The following is a 654-nucleotide window of genomic DNA, read 5'->3' on the forward strand; positions in this document are numbered from 1 at the left end:
CCCGATCGTGGGAGATGCAAAGTCCGTCCTGAAGGAGATGCTCGCCCGCATCCAGAAGAAGAAGGACTACGAAAAATGGCTGGCACGTATCCGGGCATGGAAGGAGAAGTACCCGATGCGCTACCCCAAAGACGGGTCCTTGCGGCCCCAGTTCATCATCGAGGAACTTTCGGCGCTCCTGAAGGGAGAGGGGATCATCGTGAGCGAGGTCGGTCAGAACCAGATGTGGACTGCCCAGTACTACTGCTTCAAAAAACCCCGGACCTGGATCACGTCCGGAGGGCTCGGGACGATGGGTTACGGTTTTCCGGCTGCAATGGGGGCACATTTCGCGCGCCCGGACCAAGTTGTCTTCGATATCGCAGGAGACGGGAGCTTCCAGATGAACATCCAGGAACTCGGGACCGTTTCACACTACAGGATACCCGTCAAGGTTGCCATTCTCAACAACCGGTTCCTTGGGATGGTCCGGCAGTGGCAGGAGCTCTTCTATGACCGCCGCTACTCCTACACAGAGCTTCCACCTGTTGACTTCGTCAAGGTTGCCAACGCATACGGGATCGATGGGATGAGAGTCGAGGACCCCTCTGATGTCCGGGCCGCACTCAGCGCTGCCATAGAAACAGACGGGCCGTTTGTCCTCGACTTCCGCAT

The 654-nt window shown here is 57.8% G+C and carries 1 protein-coding gene; it reads left to right on the forward strand.

All coding sequences use genetic code 11. The features are described 5' to 3' along the window. Nucleotides 1–654: thiamine pyrophosphate-dependent enzyme (locus QHG98_09775; protein MDH7597999.1), on the forward strand; the 654-nt coding region annotated here is incomplete at both ends.

Source organism: Methanothrix sp. (assembly GCA_029907715.1).
Classification (GTDB): domain Archaea; phylum Halobacteriota; class Methanosarcinia; order Methanotrichales; family Methanotrichaceae; genus Methanothrix_B.